General features: G+C 56.7%; 14 protein-coding genes. 4 read left to right on the plus strand and 10 right to left on the minus strand.

What is annotated here, in order from left to right; genetic code table 11:
* The first annotated feature begins 9 nt into the window (after nt 1-9).
* Entirely contained in the window at nt 10-909 is a 900-nt protein-coding gene (locus ACZ5M3_RS10310) for a hypothetical protein (RefSeq protein WP_464840913.1), read from the plus strand.
* Nucleotides 910-953: 44 nt separating this feature from the next.
* Here ACZ5M3_RS10310 and ACZ5M3_RS10315 read toward each other — a convergent pair whose 3' ends face one another.
* From ACZ5M3_RS10315 to ACZ5M3_RS10340, 6 genes are all read right to left on the minus strand, one after another.
* The gene (locus ACZ5M3_RS10315) at nt 954-2,150 is read right to left on the minus strand and encodes a cysteine desulfurase (RefSeq protein ID WP_464839490.1); all 1,197 of its coding nucleotides are present in this window, start codon (nt 2,148-2,150) and stop codon (nt 954-956) included.
* Nucleotides 2,147-2,440: a hypothetical protein gene (locus ACZ5M3_RS10320; protein ID WP_055429101.1), complete on the minus strand. Its 294-nt coding sequence runs from the start codon at nt 2,438-2,440 to the stop codon at nt 2,147-2,149. The genes ACZ5M3_RS10315 and ACZ5M3_RS10320 overlap by 4 nt, the downstream gene beginning before the upstream one ends.
* A 78-nt stretch (nt 2,441-2,518) precedes the next feature.
* Nucleotides 2,519-3,529, minus strand: coding sequence for a hydrogenase expression/formation protein HypE (gene hypE, locus ACZ5M3_RS10325; RefSeq protein ID WP_464839491.1), 1,011 nt, complete (start codon nt 3,527-3,529; stop codon nt 2,519-2,521).
* Nucleotides 3,530-3,576: 47 nt separating this feature from the next.
* Nucleotides 3,577-5,895, minus strand: coding sequence for a carbamoyltransferase HypF (hypF, locus tag ACZ5M3_RS10330; RefSeq protein WP_464840914.1), 2,319 nt, complete (start codon nt 5,893-5,895; stop codon nt 3,577-3,579).
* A gap of 92 nt (nt 5,896-5,987) precedes the next feature.
* Nucleotides 5,988-7,100, minus strand: coding sequence for a hydrogenase formation protein HypD (gene hypD, locus ACZ5M3_RS10335; protein ID WP_464839492.1), 1,113 nt, complete (start codon nt 7,098-7,100; stop codon nt 5,988-5,990).
* Between the two features lie 2 nt (nt 7,101-7,102).
* The gene (locus ACZ5M3_RS10340; RefSeq protein ID WP_464839493.1) at nt 7,103-7,327 is read right to left on the minus strand and encodes a HypC/HybG/HupF family hydrogenase formation chaperone; all 225 of its coding nucleotides are present in this window, start codon (nt 7,325-7,327) and stop codon (nt 7,103-7,105) included.
* A 103-nt stretch (nt 7,328-7,430) separates the two neighbouring features.
* Here ACZ5M3_RS10340 and mobA point away from each other — a divergent pair, with 103 nt between their 5' ends.
* Nucleotides 7,431-8,012, plus strand: a complete 582-nt coding sequence (gene mobA, locus ACZ5M3_RS10345) for a molybdenum cofactor guanylyltransferase MobA (RefSeq protein WP_464839494.1) — start codon at nt 7,431-7,433, stop codon at nt 8,010-8,012.
* On the opposite strand, the gene ACZ5M3_RS10350 is transcribed toward mobA, so the two are convergent.
* Genes ACZ5M3_RS10350 through hypA form a run of 4 tightly spaced genes read right to left on the minus strand, consistent with a single transcriptional unit; the run spans nt 8,004 to nt 10,530 of the window.
* Nucleotides 8,004-8,876, minus strand: coding sequence for an N-acetyltransferase family protein (locus tag ACZ5M3_RS10350; protein ID WP_464839495.1), 873 nt, complete (start codon nt 8,874-8,876; stop codon nt 8,004-8,006). The genes mobA and ACZ5M3_RS10350 overlap by 9 nt on opposite strands.
* Nucleotides 8,860-9,339, minus strand: coding sequence for a hydrogenase 3 maturation endopeptidase HyCI (locus ACZ5M3_RS10355; protein ID WP_464839496.1), 480 nt, complete (start codon nt 9,337-9,339; stop codon nt 8,860-8,862). The genes ACZ5M3_RS10350 and ACZ5M3_RS10355 overlap by 17 nt, the downstream gene beginning before the upstream one ends.
* A gap of 46 nt (nt 9,340-9,385) precedes the next feature.
* Nucleotides 9,386-10,111, minus strand: coding sequence for an Mrp/NBP35 family ATP-binding protein (locus tag ACZ5M3_RS10360; protein ID WP_464840915.1), 726 nt, complete (start codon nt 10,109-10,111; stop codon nt 9,386-9,388).
* Nucleotides 10,111-10,530, minus strand: a complete 420-nt coding sequence (gene hypA / locus ACZ5M3_RS10365; protein ID WP_464839497.1) for a hydrogenase nickel incorporation protein HypA — start codon at nt 10,528-10,530, stop codon at nt 10,111-10,113. The genes ACZ5M3_RS10360 and hypA overlap by 1 nt, the downstream gene beginning before the upstream one ends.
* A gap of 250 nt (nt 10,531-10,780) precedes the next feature.
* On the opposite strand from hypA, the gene aor reads away from it, so the two are divergent.
* Together aor and ACZ5M3_RS10375 are read left to right on the plus strand one after the other, a co-directional pair.
* Entirely contained in the window at nt 10,781-12,607 is a 1,827-nt protein-coding gene (aor, locus tag ACZ5M3_RS10370; protein WP_464840916.1) for an aldehyde ferredoxin oxidoreductase, read from the plus strand.
* Nucleotides 12,608-12,750: 143 nt separating this feature from the next.
* Nucleotides 12,751-13,896: a tungsten cofactor oxidoreductase radical SAM maturase gene (locus ACZ5M3_RS10375; RefSeq protein ID WP_464839498.1), complete on the plus strand. Its 1,146-nt coding sequence runs from the start codon at nt 12,751-12,753 to the stop codon at nt 13,894-13,896.
* The last annotated feature ends 133 nt before the right edge of the window (nt 13,897-14,029 follow it).

Here is a 14,029-nt window from a genome sequence, read left to right on the forward strand (position 1 = left end):
GTGGATCCCATGAAGTACAGCCGTATAGCGGTTAGGCTCTTTGAGAGGGAGGGGGAGGACACGTTCTACGACCCGGTCTACCACGGAAGAACCCTCAAGATATTTGGCATGGACGAGTGGCCGGCAAGGGCGCTGAAGTACCTCGCGGACAGGTACAGGGAGATCGATTACGGGACCGTTATTTTTGACACCGAGGGAGGCTTTCCTGAGGAGGGGTTCGACACCATCATCCGGGTGAGGGACGGTCAGGAGACGGGTCTCGACCCCTTGGTGCTGGCAGGAGAAGGTCTTCTCGACGGCTACACCGCCGCGACGATAGTCCAGACGGTTTACGGACTCGACAGAACTCTGACCGAGAGGCTCTACGCGGACTTCCTGGCTGGAAAGGTGAAGAGCGTTCCCGAGGCCGTGAAGTCGGACGGAAAATACGCGGAGGTCATTCAGGAAAGCTACACGCCCCTGGACGAGGCGTTCTATTCCGGAAAAACCCCCGAGTTTGGAAGGAACATCCTGGTGGAGCTGGGAGAGACGTACAGCATAACCATGGCCGGCATAGCTTTTCTCGTGGTGAGCGCGGTGGTCAGGCACAGGAGAAACACGATGATAGGCGTCAACGATGCGGCCGTTTTGGCGTACACCACAGCCGGCGGCGCGGCAGTTCCCCTCATAACGAGACCCCTTAGGGCTAGAGTGACCGTTCTCGCGACACAGTATGCCATAGAGTCGATAATGAACCTCGCCGGCCCAAGTCTTATCCTCTACCACGACCCGGACACTCAGAGCGTGATCTACGAGACGAACGGTGTTCCGCCGGGCCCCATGAGGAAGCACGTCCACAAGGGACAGGCGGCCTTCATCTACCGCACCCCGGAGACGATAAACGTTGAATGGGGATCGCTGCCCCTCTGATCTACCTTTTCTGGAACGGCAGTCGTTCAAAAGAAAAAGGTAAATCACCTCAGGCTCTTCACGAGCTCCTCCATGACGCCGAGGAAGGTCTCGACCTCTTCAAGGCTGTTGTAGACGTGGAACGACGCTCTAACCGTTCCGTTTATCCCGAGCCTCTTCATGACGGGTAAAGCACAGTGGTGGCCGGAGCGAACCATGATGTTGTGGTTGTCGAGTACGGCAGCGACGTCGTGCGGGTGAAGGCCGGGGACGTTGAAGCTCACTACACCGGCGTGCTTTTTCAGGTTCCTCGGGCCGTACCACGGCACTTCAAGCTCGTCGAGCCCCTCCGTTATCCTCTTGACGAGCCTGTGCTCCTGCCTCTCGATTCTGTCTATCCCTATTTTCTGAATGTACCTTATTCCAGCGGCGAGGCCTATCGCACCGCCTATGTTGGGCGTTCCTGCTTCAAAGCGTTCTGGTGGTTCTGTGAGCTTGTAACAGCACAGGTCAACGTCCTCTATCGTCCCCCCTCCTATCAGGGGAGGCTCGAAGGTCTCAAAGAACTCCTCGTTGATGTAGAGAACGCCTATCCCCGTCGGCCCCATTGGCCCCTTGTGCCCGGAAAGTCCGAGGAAGTCGGCGTGCATCTTCCTTACATCGACCTCCATGTGGCCGGCGCTCTGGGCGGCGTCAACGACGAATATCGCCCCTTCCTCCTTGGCCATCCTGCCGAGCTCCTCGACCTCGTGAATAACTCCAAGGGCGTTGGACACGTGCTGAACGGCTACCAGCTTCGCGCCTTTAATCTTCTTCTCGGCGTCGCTTAAATCCAGGTTGCCCTCGTCGTCACCGTTTATGTACTCAAGCTTGAGGCCGAGCTTTCTGGCAAGCCTCTGCCAGGGGAGCAGATCGGAGTGGTGCTCGTAGGGGGTCGTCACTATCCTGTCGCCGGGCTTGAATATATGCTCAAGTCCAAGGGCGACAAGGTTGAGGCTCTCGCTCGTGTTCTTGGTGAAGACTATCTCCTCGAACTTTGCGTTGAGGAACTCTGCCACGACCTTCCTGCTCTCTTCGTACTTGTGGGTCGCCATCTGAGAAAGGCGGTGTATTCCGCGGTGGACGTTGGCGCGGTACTTCAGGTAGTATTCGTCCATGGCATCTATAACCGGCTTCGGTGTGAGCGAAGTGGCCGTGTTGTCGAAGTATATTACCTCCTCGGTCAGCGGAATGTCCTTCCTAACATCCTCCGGAATCCTCATGAAACCACCTCCAGAACTCCAGCACAGTCGTATATCACACGGGCGATTGATTCGCCCGTCTTTGAGTCCTCCAGCAGCTTGATTATTATCTTGCCGCTCGGATAGACGCTGACTTCGTAGCCCTCCATCTCAAGGATCAGCATCATCCCCGGGAGGAGCTTCTTTACCGTGTACCCCCTCTCCCTGAGACACTGGGCGGTTCTGGTCAGGTCGACCTTCACCTGGCGCTCCCATGAATAGCCGCTTATGACGATGCCCTTCATCGTTACGCAGGGTTTTGCGATTATCATGCTCTCACCGGGTAAAAACTCGGGAGAAGACGATTTATAGGTTTCCCCAACCCAAGGTTAAGGACAAAATTGGGAAAATCAGCAGACCCTTGGAACCGGGTCTCCCGCGGGGGGTTCAAGGAAGCGCTTTCCGCCTATGCCTGTCTCTACCAGGACTTTTCCCCGGTAGCGGTCTATGACCTCCCCAATGATGGCCGCGTTCCTGCCCTTCTCAGTGCCCCTCATAGCCTCCAGTGCATCCTCTGCATGCTCCCTTGGGACGACCATAACGACCTTGCCCTCGTTGGCGACGTCGAAGGGGTTTATGCCCAGCATGTCGCTGGCGGCCCTAACTTCCGGCCTCACCGGCACGTCGGTTTCCCGTATGAGTATTCCCACGCTGGCCTTTTTCGCCATCTCGTTGAGGGCGTTGCTCAGCCCGCCCCTCGTGGGGTCTTTCATGGCGTGTATGTTCTCCCAGCCTATCGCTTTAGCCACAGCCGCGACGACCTCCCATATCGGGGCAACGTCACTCTCAAGCTCGGTCTCAAAGGCTATGCCCTCACGGTGGCTCATCAGCGCTATCCCGTGGTCTCCGACCGTCCCGCTGACGAGGACGACGTCGCCCACCTTTGCCCCGGCGTCGCTTATCGGCCTCTCTGCGATTCCGATTCCCGCCGTTATGACGAAGATTCCTATCTCGTCCTCGACGACCTTGGTGTCCCCGGTGACTATGGGAACCGGCACCTCTCTGGCGGTCTCGTCCATCGAGTTCAGGATCCTCTTCAGGTCTTCGCCGTCGAAGCCCTCCCCGATTATCATGGAGTTCGCCAGGGCCAGGGGCTTTGCCCCCATAACCGCCAGGTCGTTCACCGTGCCGCTGACTGAGAGGCGCCCGATGTCGCCGCCCGGGAAGAAGAGCGGCTTGACCGTGTGGCCGTCTATTGTGAAGACGAGGTGTCTGTCTCCCAGGGGTATCGTCGCACCGTCATCGAGCTGGTCGAGCCCTATTCCCCCAGCGGATTTCAGGCTCAGGTTCTTCAGTATGACGTCCCTGAGGAGTTCCTCCATTATTTCTCCACCGGCTCCGTGTTCAAGCTTTATCTTCATCTTTCTCCCTCCGGTTATCGTGTGAACAAATTGAATTTAACCTTTCCTCACAGCATCAGATCCTCCTTCGTGAGGTATCCCTCAAGGTACAGGCCGCCGAGGAAGGCCTGACCGACGTTTATCCCGTTGTCGCCGCGTGGAACCTCGTGGGTGGTGTAGAAGTTCAGTCCCGCGGCTTCAACCATCTTCCTCACTGTTTTGACTATCAGCTCGTTGAAGGCCACGCCGCCGCTTATTCCAACGTTCTTCACACCGAACTCCCGCGCCCTTTCCATCGCAACGTCCGCAAAGGCCCTCCCCAGGGCGAGGTGGACTGAGTACGCTATGTCCGCGGGGTTTGCGGTCTCAATGACGTCAAACGCCTGGGCGAAGAGCTCCTCCACCTTTATCAGCTCGCCCTCGACCGGTACGTCGAACTTGAGGTCGTTCTTCCCGCGCATCGCGAAGCTCTCCAGCTTCATGGCCGGCTCGCCCTCGTAGTGCCTTCTGTAGGCCACGTTGAGGAGAACCGAGAAGGCGTCGAGTACCCTGCCCGTTGAGGATGCGTAGCTAGTGTTGACCTCCTTTGCCAGCTGGGTCAGGACTACGTTGAACTCCACTCTTCCATAGCGGAGGCTCTCTATGGCCTTCGGACAGCACCTCTCTATTATCCCCTCAAGCTCCTCTATGCTGTAGACCTTGCTCAGTATTCCCATCAGCGCCCTCAGCGGGTAGTAGCTGGCCAGATCGCCGCCTGGCAGGGGGTAGTAGTCTATGTGCGCCAATCTCTCGACGTCCTCGTAGCTCAGGTATATCACCTCGCCTCCCCAGGTGTGGCCGTCCGCACCGTATCCGACACCGTCAACGGCTATTCCTATTATCTCGTCGAGGTTGTTCTCGGCCATAACGCTCGCTATGTGGGCGTAGTGGTGCTGGACCTGGAGGAACTCTATGTTGAGCTGGTTGGCCATTTCCATTGCCAGCTTTGTCGTGTTGTAGCTCGGGTGGAGGTCGGCTATTATGAGGTCGAGTTCGTCCACGCGGAGAAGCCTCTTGAAGTGCTCTATGGCACTTTCCATGAACTCCAGGACTTCAACCTTCGAGGTGTTCCCGATGTACTGGCTGGGGTAAACGCGCCCGTTCTTTGCTATACAGAATGCGTTGAGGAGCTCGGCTCCAACGGCCAGGCCGCGGTATTCAAAGGGTATCCCTATCGGCAGAGGTACGAAGCCCCTGCTCCTCCTGATCACCGCCCTCTTTCCATCCACGAAGCGCACAACGCTGTCATCTGCGCGGTTGAGTATCTTCCTGTTGTGGAGGAGGAAGTAGTCCGCCACGTCCTTCAGTTCTTCGAATGCCCGATCGTTGTCCTTGACCATGGGCATTCCCGGGTAGTTCGCAGAGGTCATGACGTAAACCCTGCTCCTGCTCCAGTGGAAGAGTATGTAATGCGTTCCCGCGTAGGGCAGCATGACGCCTATTGTGTGAAGCCCCGGCGCGAGGTTCTCCGGCAGGGGAAATGGTTCCTTCTTCCGGAGGGTTATTATCGGTCTCCTGTAAGAGGTCAGCTCTTCAAGCTCCCCCGGGGGGAGGAAGGCGAACTCCTCCACCGTCTCGACGTCCTTCGCCATTATTGCGAAGGGCTTCTGCGGCCTGTGGGTTCTCCGTCTCAGCTCTGCGACCGCTTCTTCGTTGGTGGCATCACACGCGAGGTGTATTCCGCCTATCCCCTTGATGGCGACGATGTATCCCTTGTCTATGAGCTCCGCCGCCCTCTTCAGCGGGTCTCCGATGATTTCCTCCCCCTCGTTCGTGTAGAGACGGTAGCTCGGCCCACAGACGGGACAGCAGACGGGTTCGGCATGATAGCGTCTGTTGAGGGGATCTTTGTACTCGCTCTCACAGTAGTCGCACATCGGGAACTCTCTCATCGTGGTGTTGATTCTGTCGTATGGCAAATCCTCGATGATCGTGAACCTCGGCCCGCAGTTGGTGCAGACGATGAAGGGGTACATGTACCGCTTGTCTGTCGGGTCGAAAAGCTCCCTGAGACAGTCGTCACAGATGGCTATGTCCGGGGGGATTATCGAGTCCCCGCCTTCCCCGCCCTGGGAGCTCTTTTCTATGTAGAAGCGGTCGAAGCCCTGGGGCTGGACTTCCTTTTTCTTTATCCTTTCTATCCTTGCCAGGGGAGGGAGCTTCTCCCTCAGGTCTCTCAGAAATGAGTTTATGTCCTCTTCCCTGCCCTCAACGAGGATTTCAACTCCCGCGTCTCCAAGGTTCTTAACGTAGCCCCGCAGATTGTTCTCATGGGCTATCCTGTAGACGAAAGGCCTGAATCCAACCGCCTGAACGATGCCCTGAACGTGAAGCCGGTAAGCTTTCATTCCTCTCACCGGTTCTTTCTTGGTAATCTGAGCCTTTATAGGTTTCTAAAACCAAAAGTTAAAAACCGGGGAGGAGTTTTCAACCTTTGGTGTCAGAACAAAGCTCCGTATTTGTAGAAAATGCTGCAGGTTCCTTCATAGGAGACCATACACGGCCCTATTGGACTCCTCGGCGTGCACGTCTTGCCGAAGTGCGGGCACTGCGGGGGCAGCGCCAGGCCGCGCAGGATCGCACCGCAGATGCATCCCTTTTCGAGGTCGGGCAGCTTTGGAACCTCCGGGTCGTAGTACGTCCGTATCTCCAGCTCCTTCCATTCCTTCTTCAGCTCCAGCCCGCTCCTCGGTATCGTTCCGAGGGCGCGCCACTTGGCGTCCTTAACCTCGAAGAACTTCTCAATGAGCCTCTGGGCCACAACGTTGCCCTCGTACTTAACGACGCGGGTGTACTCGTTGGCTATCTTGACCTCTCCCTTCTTTACCATTCTGATGAGCATCAGAATCCCCATGAGGAAGTCGACCGGCTCGAAACCGGCTATCACCTGCGGTATGCCGTAGTCCCTGGCCAGGTACTCCCACCCCTTCACGCCGATGATTGTGGAAACGTGGCCCGGGTCGATCAGCCCGTGGAACCTGGTGCCCTGCTTAACCAGCGCCTCAACGGCCGGGGGAGTCAGGCGGTGGACGGAGTATATCTTGAAGTTTTCGAGCCCTTCCTCCACGACGGCATTGAGCATTCCGGCCGCAGGGGCGGTGGTCGTCTCAAAGCCCGGTGAAAAGTGAACGACAGTCCTGTCGGGATTCTCCCTGGCAATCCGGTAGGTATCGAATATGGAATAGACCACCCTGACATCGTAGCCATCGCTCTTGAGGTCCGCAAAGCTTCCGAGGGGGGTGGGGATTTTATACATGTCCCCAAAGGTGGTCAGGATTATCCTGTCTCCCTCTTCGTAGGCCTCCTTCATAATCTCGCGCATCTTGACAATGTCCTCAACGGGGGTTATGCAGACCGGACAGCCCGGACCGCTGACTATTTTGATGTTCTCGGGTAAAAGCGAGCGTATTCCAGAGCGGGTTACTGTGTCCTCGTGGGTTCCGCAGACGTGCATGAAGCGGAGCTCGTCGAGACCCTGCGCTTCCCTGTGTATCTCCCTCACGACCTTCTGGGCCAGCTCTCTGTCCTTAAAGGCGTTCAAAACGTCGGTCATCGTCATCCCTCCAGGGCCTTTTCAACCTCTGCCCACGCCTCAAGTATCTCCAGAGCCCTCTTTTCGTCGAGCCTCTCTATCGCGAAGCCTGTATGGACTATAACGTAGTCGCCCACCTCGACGTTCGGGAGCAGGTCCAGGCGAACCTCCCTTCTGACCCCTCCAAAATCCACGACTGCAACTTTTCCGTTTATCTCGATGACCCTTCCGGGAACCGCCAGACACATTTTGTTTCACCCATGGACAATTCAACCGGGGCTTTTTTAGGCCTTTCCAGAACCATAGGTTTTCAACCGTCAACCCTAAAAGTCCGAAATCCAACCAGGTACCATGCTAGGCATACTTCTGGCCGGGGGCAGAAGCCGGCGTTTCGGAAATGATAAGCTACTTTTCAGGGTAGATGGGAGGCCGCTCATCCAGCATGCCTTTGAAAGGCTTGAATCCGCTTCGCTCATAGATGAGGTCATTGTGGTGGCCTCTCCAGATAACGTTGGGAGACTCAGGGGTCTCGGCTGCGAGGTGGTGGTTGACGAGCTCTCCGTGGGGCCTGCAGGGGGGGTGTACACCGCATTGGGCCTTGGAGACGCGTTCGTTGCCGCCGGTGACATGCCCCTTATAGTGCCCGAGCTCGTTGACCACATAATCCGGGAGTTCGCTCGCCACGGGAAAACCGCCTGCGTCCCCCGCTGGAGCAACGGATATCTTGAGCCCCTCCACGCGGCGTACTCAAGGGTGTTTCGCGGTATCCTTGAGGAGAGAATACACAGCGGTGACTACTCGCTGAACGGGGCAATACGTTCCGCCGACGTATGCTACCTGGAGGTGGAGGGGCTGCCCTCCCACTGGAGGGGGAGTTTTTTCAACGTTAATAGCCGGGGCGACCTGAGAAAGCTCATAGCGAACTCAAAGTGACTTTGCCAGTATGAGAACCTCGTCCAAGGGTGTTATGCCGAACTCCAGCCTGCCGCTTACCAGCTTTCTGCTGAGGCTCGTTCTGAGGATTTTGAAGCCCCTGCGCCTCGCAAGGGCCGCAAGCCTCTTTAGACCATCCAGGCTGTTCTCTCCCCAGAAATAAGCCGTTGCAGTTCTTCTGTCAAAAAAGCTGCCCTCAAGAACGTAAAAACCGCCTTCAATGCTTCCGCTCTCGAAGTGAACCCTCCCGTCCACGTCCGCGACCCTGTCAACGAACTCCGTGAACCAGTGGTTGTAGGAACTCTGGAACTGTCCCAGGCTGAGGGGCACTCCTCTCAGGTCGTCCCAGGTGGGGATAAAACTGGCCGGAGTTGGGGCATTCTTTCCGGCGTCCGTTGATATGTCGGCAATAACCCCGTGATACACAGTCCTGTCGAATCCGAGCTTTCTGTAGAACCCAACGGCCTTCTTCTCCGGGGTGACGGTAATCAGGTCGCAGCCTTCGTCACCGGCCAGCTCTATCACGTGCTCCACTAAGGCCCTTCCTATGCCCTTCCCCTGGTACCACCTGGCGACCTCAATGACGCTGAGGTGTGCTGTCTTTACGAGCTCTCCGTCCCAGACCTCCTCGCTTATGAAAACTTCGGCCTCACCCGCCACCTTCCCGTCCAGTTCTGCAACGAGCGCTATCCCTCCAGAGAGCTTGAGGTTGTTCAGGTGGATCGCACAGGTCTCTTCCAGCCCCCAGGGGCCGACTTGGAGGTACGTCTCGTAAGGCGAGTCCTTCCATGGTGAGTTGGAGAGGTAAATGCCCACTATCCTCTGACAGTCCCAAAGGGTGGCCTCTCTAACCCTCAGTCCCATTGAGGACACCGGCCATAGCCCTTGCAAGGGTCTCTGCCCTTTCTACTATAGCATCACTCGGCTCCTGGAAGAGTCCCATAACCGCTGGCTGACAGCCGATGAGGACGAACTCCGCGTTGAGACGCGTTTTCAGGTATCCCACCAGAACCTTGAGCGGCAGGCTGTGGGTTGAGACGGCATCTCCCAGCGTCCCCTCCGGGTCGGCGACTATAACCTCCCCGTGCTCCCCCCTGAAGTCAACGGCATCCACGAAGACCACAAGGTCGGGTTTGAACTCCACTATCTTTCCGGTGTAGCTCTCCGGAACTTCGCCGCAGTTCAGGACGAGGACGTTCGGGCTGTCCACCAGTTCCTTCAGCCTCTCGGCAACGAGGACGCCGAAGGCATCGTCTCCCCTAACGTCGTTCCCTATGCCGCAGATGACGACCCGTCTGGCCCTTCTGAGGAGTTCGGTGAGCTCCATAGTTCCACCTTTAACGAGTTAGGATGGAGAAAAGAAAAACCCTTCGCTAAATCTTCTCTGCGGCTCCCCTTATCTTCTCCGCAAAATCCGTCCTCAACAGCTCCTCCGGCTTTCCTATCTTGTCCTCCAGGTCTCTGTACAGGGGTATGCCGGTTAAGTAGGGTATGTTGAACCTCTTCGCCAGCTCCTCTATGTCCCTCTCCTCGTCCAGCTTGAGGTTCTCGACGATTCCGAGGATCCTGTGCTCCCTCTCCTTGAGCAGGGTCAGGAGTTTCTCAACGACGTTGATTGACAGCTTTGACGGCGTTGCGACGACCAGAAACTCGCCCCTCCTGAGGAACCTCAGCACGTCGAGGAACTGGTCGCCGAGACCTGGCGGCATGTCTATGATCAGGTAGTCCAGCTCGTCCCACCGGGTTATGGCGAGGAGCTCTATGAGGGCGTCGCTTATCTCCATGCCCCTCATTGGCGTCGGCCTGTCCTCGGAGTAGTAGACGATGCTCATGAACTTTATCCCGTGAACAGTCGGGGGGATTACGCCGTACTCCTCCTCGGGGAACTCCTTCGGCTCAAAGCCCAGAATCACGTGGTCGCTCGCGCCGTGGAAGTCGAGGTCGAGGAGGCCGACCTTGTAGCCCTTCTCCGCCAGGACGAGGGCGAGCGTTGTGGAGACGAGCGACTTTCCGACCCCGCCCTTCCCGCTGACAACGGGAATTATGCGCTCCACCTTCTCAAGCCTGCCCTCTATACCCTTGACGCGCGGGTCAACGATCATGGCTCCCCCTCCTTCTCGATCTTTATGCCGCTTATGTAAACTCCCCTGCCCTGAACGACCTCGAAGTCCCTGCTGCCGCACTTCGGGCACGCTAAAAACGCGTGAACGACCTCAGGGATGAAGTGTATGTCCTCCTTTATGCGTTCGTCAAAGTTTCCCCTGACTTCCTCCAGCTTCCACTCGTGGCCGCAGTCGCGGCACCTAAAGACCGCCTCCTCCTCGACGAACTCTATCTCCGCGCCCTCCCCAATGGTGCCCTTGAAAAGCTCCTTCATCGCAAACTCGACTATCTCGGCGTTGACATCTTGAAGTTCACCAAGAACGACCCGGACTGCTAGGAGCTTTGACGCACCCTCCTTCTCCGCGTAATCCAGGGCTGTCCTAACTATTCCATCGGCGAGTGCCCACTCGTGCATTTTCGGCTCCCTCCAGATGAGGGTTTGTCTCCATCCTTAAAAACGATGGAGTTTCCAACCTTGGGTTTCCCACCATGGAGTGCCGCGGCTTAATTTATTCAAGGTTGATGCCTGACAAAACTTTCATTTTTTCAATCTTTAACCTTGGCTTTTATCAACACAACTGTTTAACACATCGGTTTTCGTAATGTCCCTTTATTTTCGCCAAAATTTATAGGCATAAATGTACAATTGTCCATTGGCGATGTCCATGTATGGCAACTGGGGTAAATTTCTACGTGTAAACCTCTCCACTGGAGAGGTGAAGGTGGAGGAGTACGACGAAGAGATAGCCAAGAAGTGGCTCGGCAGCAGGGGTCTGGCAATATACTTCCTACTGAAGTACATGGATCCGAAGGTGGACCCTCTGAGCCCCGAGAACCTGCTGATAATCACACCTGGCCCGCTGAGCGGTACCAGCGCCCCAACAGGGGGCAGGTACAACGTCGTTACAAAGAGCCCGGCCACGGGATTCATAACAATGGCAAACTCCGGCGGCTACTTCGGTGCAGAGCTGAAGTTTGCCGGCTGGGATGGGATAATAGTCGAGGGCAAGGCCGAGAGCCCGGTCTACATCTATATCAAAGATGAGCACGTTGAGATCCGCGACGCGAGCCACCTCTGGGGCAAGGTCGTGAGCGAGACCGAGGAAACGCTTAGAAAGGAGATAGGGAGCAAGAAGCTCCACATAGCCAGCATAGGGCCAGCCGGTGAGAACCTGGTCAAGTTTGCGGCCGTCATAAACGATGGCCACAGGGCCGCTGGAAGGGCAGGTGTCGGAGCGGTAATGGGGAGCAAGAACCTCAAGGCCATAGCCGTTGAGGGAAGCAAGACGGTTCCCATCGCCGACAAGCAGAAGTTCATGCTCACCGTCAGGGAGAAGATAAACAAGCTCAAGAACGACCCGGTTGCTGGCGGTGGGCTTCCGAAGTACGGTACGGCGGTTCTCGTTAACATAATCAACCAGAACGGCCTGTACCCAACCAGGAACTTCCAGACCGGTGTCTTTGAGTACGCGGAGGAGCAGAGCGGTGAGGCCATGGCGGCCAAGTACCTGATAGGGAACAAGCCGTGCTACGCCTGTCCGATAGGCTGTGGAAGGGTCAACAAGCTCCCAACTGTTGGCGTTACCGAAGGGCCGGAATACGAGAGCACCTGGGCCCTTGGAGCCAACCTCGGCATAAACGACCTCGCGAGCATCATCGAGGCCAACCACCTCTGCGACGAGTACGGTCTCGACACCATCTCCACCGGCGGAACGCTGGCAACGGCCATGGAGCTCTGGGAGAAGGGCCTTCTCAAGCCAGAGGACATCGGTGAGGAGGAGGCTCCACCGTTCAGGTGGGGCAACACCGAGGTTCTGCACTACTACATAGAGAAGATAGCCTACAGGGAGGGCTTTGGAGACGTCCTCGCTGAGGGAGGCTACCGCCTGGCCGAGAAGTTCAACGGCGTTGACTACTTCATGGGCGTCAAGAAGCTTGAGCTTCCGGCTTATGACCCGCGTGGTGCCGAGGGCCACGGCCTCGGCTACGCCACCAACAACCGCGGCGGCTGCCACATCAAGAACTACATGATAAGCCCGGAGATACTCGGCTATCCGTACAAGATGGACCCGCACGACATCGGCGACGACAAGATAAAGATGCTCATCATCTTCCAGGATCTCAGTGCCGTTATAGACGCCGCCGGCCTCTGTCTGTTCACGACCTTTGGCTTAGGGGCGGATGACTACCGCGACATGCTCAACGCGGCCCTCGGCTGGGGCTTCTCAACTGAAGACTACCTCAGAATAGGCGAGCGCATCTGGAACGCCGAGAGGCTCTTCAACCTCAAGGCCGGCCTCGACCCGGAGAGGGACGACACCCTGCCGAAGAGGTTCCTTGAGGAGCCGATGCCAGAGGGCCCGAACAAGGGCCACGTGGTAAGGCTGAAGGAGATGCTGCCAAGGTACTACAAGATGCGCGGCTGGACCGAGGACGGGAAGGCAATAACCGAGGAGAAGCTCAAAGAGCTCGGTCTGGAGGAGTTCGTTTGATCCCCTCTTTTTTACCCGTTTTTGTCCAGTAAAGTTTTTAGCTTGCCCCCCGTCACTCCCCTTTTAAGGTGGTAACATGCGGTATTCGAGCATTTTCATGCGTTCATCGAACCGGGCCGGGCCCTCAGAAGGGGGCGGTTGAATTGGCGAAGGAAGTCGGTAAAGAGTACACCTTCTCCCTCTGGGACGGGAAGGTGATAGTCAGGCCAAAGCTCGACATGAAGTACCTCTACATTGAAATCACGAGCAGGTGCAACCTCAAGTGCGAGATGTGCTTCAAGCAGTACTGGGAAGATGAGGAGGGCGATATGGACTGGGAACTCTTTCTCAAGATACTCGACGATGCCGAGGAGTTCCCCGAGCTTAAGATGGTCTACTTCGGCGGTATCGGGGAACCATCGGTTCACCCGCGCTTCATGGACATGGTAAGGGAGGTTAAAAAGCGGGGCTTTCCCCTCGGAATGAGCAGCAACGGAACCCTCCTCACCGATAAAATGCTCCGTGAGTTTGCTGAACTTGGGGTTGACCTCATATACTTCTCGATGGACACGGTTCCAACGGCTCAAAACGCCATAACCCTTGGCCACCTCGCCGCTGCAGTTACTGCTGACAAGATAAGGAAGCTCGTGAAGTACCGCGAGGAGACGGGAACCCACAGGCCGAGCATAGGCGTTGAGGTTGTCGTGACCAAGGAAAACTACCAGCAGCTGCCCGAGATGGCCCAGTTCCTTCTTGACCTGGGCGTCGATGCAATGCTGGTCTCCAACCTCCTTCCGTTAACGGAAGAGCAGACCGGGGACATCGTGTATGACGGCAGTGTTGACATGACTCCAATCCTCGACGAGCTCTACAAGATAGCCCACAGCGGCCTCTACATAAAGCTCCCCTACTTCGAGATGAAGACCGAGCGCTCCTGCGACTTCGACGAGAACAACGTGGCTGTAATCAGGTGGGACGGCGAGGTAGCTCCCTGCTACCGCTTCCTGCACTCTTACTACGAGTACATCTTCGGCAGGAAGAAGAAGGTCAACGCATACTCCTTCGGAAACGTCAGGGAGAAGAGCCTGGCAGACATCTGGACGAGCGAGAAGTACACCTGGTTCCGCTTCACGATGAAGAACTACATGTACCCCTCGTGCACTGATTGCTCCCTCGTTGACGCCTGCGATTTCGTCAAGACTACCGACATCGACTGCTGGGGCAACGAGCCGAGCTGCGCCGACTGTCTCTGGTCGAGGAAGATAGTCCAGTGCCCGATCCCCCAGCACAACTTCGGGAAGTTCTATTGACTTGCGGTTTCTGTTCCATACACTTTCTTCTCTTCGTCTTACGCCCTGACCTTCCGGGGACATCACCTCTGCCAGCCTCCTCTCCATCATACCCCCAACGGCACGGTAGTAACCGGGCACGTACAACGTTGGC

Source organism: Thermococcus coalescens (genome assembly GCF_055392585.1).

Excerpts from the sequence above, each read along its gene's own strand:
- ACZ5M3_RS10310 (WP_464840913.1), top strand. The coding sequence starts at position 10 with ATGAAGTACAGCCGTATAGCGGTTAGGCTCTTTGAGAGGGAGGGGGAG.
- ACZ5M3_RS10315 (WP_464839490.1), bottom strand. The coding sequence starts at position 2,150 with ATGAGGATTCCGGAGGATGTTAGGAAGGACATTCCGCTGACCGAGGAG.
- ACZ5M3_RS10320 (WP_055429101.1), bottom strand. The coding sequence starts at position 2,440 with ATGATAATCGCAAAACCCTGCGTAACGATGAAGGGCATCGTCATAAGC.
- hypE (WP_464839491.1), bottom strand. The coding sequence starts at position 3,529 with ATGAAGATAAAGCTTGAACACGGAGCCGGTGGAGAAATAATGGAGGAA.
- hypF (WP_464840914.1), bottom strand. The coding sequence starts at position 5,895 with ATGAAAGCTTACCGGCTTCACGTTCAGGGCATCGTTCAGGCGGTTGGA.
- hypD (WP_464839492.1), bottom strand. The coding sequence starts at position 7,100 with ATGACCGACGTTTTGAACGCCTTTAAGGACAGAGAGCTGGCCCAGAAG.
- ACZ5M3_RS10340 (WP_464839493.1), bottom strand. The coding sequence starts at position 7,327 with ATGTGTCTGGCGGTTCCCGGAAGGGTCATCGAGATAAACGGAAAAGTT.
- mobA (WP_464839494.1), top strand. The coding sequence starts at position 7,431 with ATGCTAGGCATACTTCTGGCCGGGGGCAGAAGCCGGCGTTTCGGAAAT.
- ACZ5M3_RS10350 (WP_464839495.1), bottom strand. The coding sequence starts at position 8,876 with ATGGGACTGAGGGTTAGAGAGGCCACCCTTTGGGACTGTCAGAGGATA.
- ACZ5M3_RS10355 (WP_464839496.1), bottom strand. The coding sequence starts at position 9,339 with ATGGAGCTCACCGAACTCCTCAGAAGGGCCAGACGGGTCGTCATCTGC.
- hypA (WP_464839497.1), bottom strand. The coding sequence starts at position 10,530 with ATGCACGAGTGGGCACTCGCCGATGGAATAGTTAGGACAGCCCTGGAT.
- aor (WP_464840916.1), top strand. The coding sequence starts at position 10,781 with ATGTATGGCAACTGGGGTAAATTTCTACGTGTAAACCTCTCCACTGGA.